Raw genomic sequence first — 5,451 nt, forward strand, 5'->3', positions numbered from 1 at the left:
CGTGAGAAACATGGCGAAAAAGAGGCCGAATGCTATGGCGACCCCAAGGGGAGCGCGCATCTCCGCACCCTCAGACCTTGAAAGAGCCATGGGAAGAATACCGAGGATGGTCGTAAACGAGGTGATCAGAATCGGGCGGAGCCGTGTCGCCGCACCCTCGACGATGGCCGTGAACTTATCGGCGCCTCTTTGCCTTAATTGATTGATGTAATCCACCATAATAATCGCATTATTGACTGTAATGCCGCATAAAATAATGAACCCCATAAAGGCGGTCGTCGAGAGTGTGAACCTGAAAACCGTAAGCCCAACGACCACACCGATCAAGCCGAGAGGCACGGTAAACATGACGATGAACGGCTGGGCCAGCGATTCGAACTGCGCGGCCATAATCATGTAAACAAGGATAATGGCGATAATCAAGGCAAAGGCCAGTGAGGAGAAGGTGTCCTTCATGTCTTGATAGCTCCCGCCATAGTCTATGAAATAGCCTTCAGGCAGCGGCATATCCTTCAGGCTGGCCTGAATATCCCGTATGACGCTTCCAATGTCCCGGTCTATCACGTCAGCCGCGATCGTTATCTTACGCTCCTGGTTTTCCCTGGAGATCTTGAGCGGCCCGGCGCCATACGAAAGGTCGGCCACCTGGAACAACGACACCTTTGTCCCCAGCGGCGACATGATGGAAAGGTTTTTGATTTTCTCCACCGAATTCCTGTATTCTTCAGACAGTCTGACCCTGATATCCCATTCGTCTCCTTCCTTGCGAAACTTGCCTACCGGATAGCCCTGGACCGAGGTCCTGATGACTGAGGCTATCTGAAAGTGGCCCAGGCCGAACTGGGACGCTTTCTGGCGGTCAATGCGGACGTGCAGTTCCGGCTTGCCTTCCCGCATGGAAACCTCGATATCCCTGAGGCCCTCGATGTTTTCTATCTTGCCATTGACCTGATGGGCCAACCGCTTCAGCACCGGGATATCTTTCCCGAATATGCGGATAGCGACCGGGGTCTGGTCAGCGCTGGTGGACATGGAACTCATGCCCATTGACATAAAATTCATGGTTGCCCCTTCGATTTGCGGGGCATGTTTTCTGATGTCCTCCTGAATCTCCCAGGACATGCGGTCTCTATCTCCCTTGTCATAAAGCCGACTAAAGATCATGGCTTCATTTTGATCTGTGGCGCCGAATCCCTGGGCAGCACTGTGGCCGCTTTGCTCATCCGGTCCGACCATGGTTATGACATGCTTGGTCTCGGGAAGTTTACGTTCGTAGCTTTCAATCTGTCTCACCACCCGGTCTGTTTCATCAAGGTTGGTGCCTACTGGCATTTTAAGCGTGAAAAAGGTCATGGGCTCATCTTCAGTGGGCATGAACTCCATGCCCAGCCTGGGGATGTAGGCCAGGGCGGCTATAAAAAGGACCAGAACCGGGATGAGCACGGCAGCCTTGTGCTTCAAGCCCCATGACAATGCCTTCTGGTAAGTATTCCTGACGCGCCAGAACCCCTTCTTCTGAAAAGCCTCTTGGTCTTGCTTTGACACCGCTCTTTTCAGGAAGACAGACGCCAGCATGGGCACCAGGGTAATGGCTACAAAAAGTGAGGCAAATAAAGTGAGGCAGACGGTAAGGGCCATGGGTCTGGCCAGCTTGCTGGCGATACCGGTAATGAGCACCATGGGCAGAAACACGGCCATGGTCGTGAGCGTGGACGCGGTGATAGCCTGATACACCTCGGTAGCCCCCTCCACGGCGGCCTTGTCCCGATGCTTGCCTTGCTCCAAATGTCGGAAGGTGTTTTCAATGACAACCACGGCGTTATCCACCAGAAGGCCGATACCGAGGGCCAGCCCGCCAATGGTCATGATGTTGAAGGTATATCCAAAGGCGTACATCCCGATAAAAGCGGTGACGATTGAAAGCGGTATGGCCATACAGATGATGATGGTCGGACGCAGACTGCGGAGGAAGAGGAAGATAAAAACTGCCGCGAGGACTCCGCCGATAGCTCCGTCCCTCGTGGTCTGACTGACGCTTTTGGTGATAAAGTCAGCCTGGTCCATCACCGGTGCGAATTTCATCCCTTTAGGAAGTATGGGTTTTATTTCCTCCAGGACCTCGGTGACCCGGTTCACAACCTGGACCGTATTGACGCCGGATTGCTTCATAACCGCGAAGATGACGCTATCTTTGCCATCCACTCGCGTATAATGCCGCACTTCTTTATGGGTATCCTCGACCCGGGCCACGTTCTTTAAATAAACCGGTTTGCCTTTTCGGACGGTGACGATAATGTTTTCAATATCTTCCAGAGACCTGAACTCACCAAGCGCCCTGACCAGGTATTCCTTGTAGCCTTTTTTGACGTGACCCGAAGAAACATTGGTATTTTCCATGCGAAGGATGGTGATGAATTGATCAATCGAAAGGCCGTAGCTTTCGAGTGCTCCGCGGTCCACAAAGACGTTGATCTCCCTGGTCAATCCGCCTATGGCATAGGCCGCGGCCACACCTTCCTTGCGCTCAATGCGCGGCGAAATATTATCCTGAAGGTATTTCCGGAGCTTCATCGTATCTGCCATCCCGGTCACACCGTAGATGATAACCGGCATCTGAGAAGGATCGTATTTTATGACCAAGGGGTCGTCAGCGTCGTCAGGCAGAAACTCATCAATCATCCCAATCTTGTTGCGTACGTCCTGAGCGGCAAAATCAATGTTGGTCCCCCATTCAAACTCAACCACAATAGAAGAAATGGATTCCTGGGAGACGGAGTAGACGCGTTTCACCTTGTTAATGGTACTGACGATCTCTTCAAGGGGTTTGGTAATCAGTTCTTCCATATCTTCAGAAGCCACACCCTCATAATTGGTCACAACGACTACCAGAGGGAATTCCATCTCAGGCATGAGATCAAGCCCGAGCCCTCGAAAGGAGATCACTCCAAAGAGCACAATAATCAGTATCAACATTGAAATAGTGACACGCCGTTTTACTGAAAACTCGGGTAGGTTCATGGCTTCCTTCTCAATACCTAGTTGCTGGTTTGAATGGGACTGCCCGCCTTGAGGCCGTAATTGCCTTGGATAATCACCTGCTCACCGGCCTGGAGCCCGGAAATGATTTCTATGGTATTCTTGTCTGCCAGGCCTGTTTCAACTATGCGTTTTTGAGGCCTTCCGGCCTGGTCAACAATCATGACGTATTTCTCCCCTTCAGACTCAAGAACGGCCTTGCCAGGCACGAGCACAGCCTGCTTCTTCTCTTTGAGGGTAAGCTCGATCCGGGCGAACATGCCCGGCACCAGGAAATATTCCTGGTCCGTATTCGGGATTTCCATGCGCACCTTGAAGGTCCTGGCCGCCAAATCAATTTGAGGGTTCTTCAAGGTGATGGCACCCTCAAAATGATACCCAGGGTATGCGTCCACCCGCACGAATCCCTTATAACCCACATGGATCGTCTTGAAGTATTCTTCGGGAATTCCAAACTCCACCTTGACGCTGTTCATGTCTGAAAGCAGAAGCAAAGGAATCCCCGGCGCTACGGTTTCGCCCTCGTTAGCCATTTTCATGACAATTGTCCCGCCAAAAGGGGCCCTGATGACTGTATTTTTAAACTGAGTCTGGGATGCCAGCAACCCCACCTCTGCCATCTTCACATTGGCCCTGGTCACGGCCATGTCTTCCTCTGTGGCGCCTGCCTTGGCCATGTTATACTGCTCCTGGGCGGCCTTGAGCTGGGCCCTGGCAATCTTAAGCTGCATCTCCGCGGACTCATAATTACTCTCCGGAACCGAGGACGTCTTAAGCAGTCCCTGCATGCGATCAAAAGAACGCCGGGCAAACTCCAGATTGGCCCTGGCCTGCTCCAAGGCAGCCTTGGCCTGCTCGACCTGCTCCACCCTCGTGCCAGCCAAAACCTTGTTCAGCGTGGCCCTGGCCGTCTCAAGGCCGGCCCTGGCCTGACGAACGGCAATCCGGAAGTCCTCCTGGTCCAGCAAAATAAGGGAATCGCCTTTTTCAACCATGACCCCTTCAGAAACCAGTATCTTGGCAATCTTCCCCGGAAGCTTGGAGCTTATCTTTGTCTCCCGCACGGCGAAAACATTTCCAGTAAAAGACAAAGAACTCTTAATGGGGCCCAGATAGGCCCTGGCGGTCTTAACCAGGGTCAAAGGCGCCTCCTCCGTTGTCCCGGCCAGTCCTTGACTCTCTCCCGCCTGGTCGCACCCGGCCAGCCAGCCAAGCGTGCATATTATCAATACAAAAAAAACCAGGAATCCGCGACTACTCGTTCGTCTCATTATTTCTCTCCTGCAATGCCGTTGAACCAGGACTCGTTGTTCACTTTTATTATGCTACTCACGGTATGCCTGACACATGGTTCAATCTCCACGGATGCGCCCTTACACCCAAATTAAAAAAAAAGCCAGACGTTTCATGTGTCAGCCTTGTTCTCGTTCCAGGCTTCTAAAGGCCAGCTGGATTGTCTGCATTACCAGTTCAGGCTCCAGCGCGGTAAAGTAAGGCCCATTTGTATGAGCAGCCAGACCAAACAAGCTTAAAAACAACAAACTCACCGCCTCAGGATTGACCTCTGCCACTTCGCCCTTGGCCAGCCCCTCAAGGTAGATGTTTTTGATCGTTTCGTTTATTCTTTGAGGATATTCTTCCAGGTTGCAGTCAGGCGCGCCCTGGGACATGCCAAAGGTCATGGTGAAGAACAGCTTCACAAGGTCGGGGTGCTTAGCAATAGCCTGACTGAGCCTCTGATACAAGGCAATCAACCTCTCCTGGCACTGGCCGGGCGTCTGAAGGACTTCGGATATAATTTGCTGAAGCATTTCCGCAGCGAGCGCCATTATGGCCAGGAAGATTCCTTCTTTGTTTTCAAAGTAATAATACAGGACCGGTTTGGTGACACCGGCCTGGGCCACGATCTCCCGGACTGAAGTCTTGCTATAGCCCCTTTCAGCAAAAAGCGCGATAGCGGCTTCTAGAAGGCGTTCTTTAGGGCCTTGGCCGTTAGCTGCTTTTATGACCTCCTGATTCATGCTGCTGCCTCCTGTATTTTTAAGAGCCAGGCGGTTTTTAGCATGCTTATGCCGCGGTGTCAAGGGAAAATTACCTACCGGTAGGTAATAAAGATGACGGTTCTTCAACTTGTTGAATAAATAATGAAATTTAATCCAGAGCCGGAAAGTAACATGCCGATTGACCACTGATTCTTATTTATTTTAACATGCCAGGCCAATACTTATACCAGGTTGCGAAACATTTACTAACAAATTGTCATTGCGAGCCCCCGGCCCTCTGGCAGAAGCCATAGGGTTATTGTTGTCATTCCTGCGCAAGCAGGAATCGTGCGCCCATGATGGCGCTCTACCCGCACGGTGAAAGTCCGTGCCGGAGCAAGCCTCAGCTCCGTAGCCAAAAGTAACTGCGCCG

General features: G+C 51.9%; 3 protein-coding genes. All 3 read right to left on the minus strand.

Going from position 1 to position 5,451, the window contains the following annotated elements; all coding sequences use genetic code 11:
* A partial coding sequence (locus JRI95_16140; protein ID MBW2063074.1) for an efflux RND transporter permease subunit occupies positions 1-3,018 on the minus strand: 3,018 nt, incomplete at its 3' end.
* A 17-nt stretch (positions 3,019-3,035) separates the two neighbouring features.
* A complete protein-coding gene (locus JRI95_16145) occupies positions 3,036-4,307 on the minus strand; it encodes an efflux RND transporter periplasmic adaptor subunit (GenBank protein ID MBW2063075.1) in 1,272 nt (423 codons plus the stop codon).
* Between the two features lie 141 nt (positions 4,308-4,448).
* Positions 4,449-5,057 carry a TetR/AcrR family transcriptional regulator gene (locus JRI95_16150; protein ID MBW2063076.1) on the minus strand — a complete coding sequence of 203 codons (609 nt, stop codon included), beginning with the start codon at positions 5,055-5,057 and terminating at the stop codon, positions 4,449-4,451.
* Positions 5,058-5,451 lie beyond the last annotated feature (394 nt).

The sequence above is a fragment of the Deltaproteobacteria bacterium genome (assembly GCA_019308995.1).
Taxonomy (GTDB): domain Bacteria; phylum Desulfobacterota; class Desulfarculia; order Adiutricales; family JAFDHD01; genus JAFDHD01.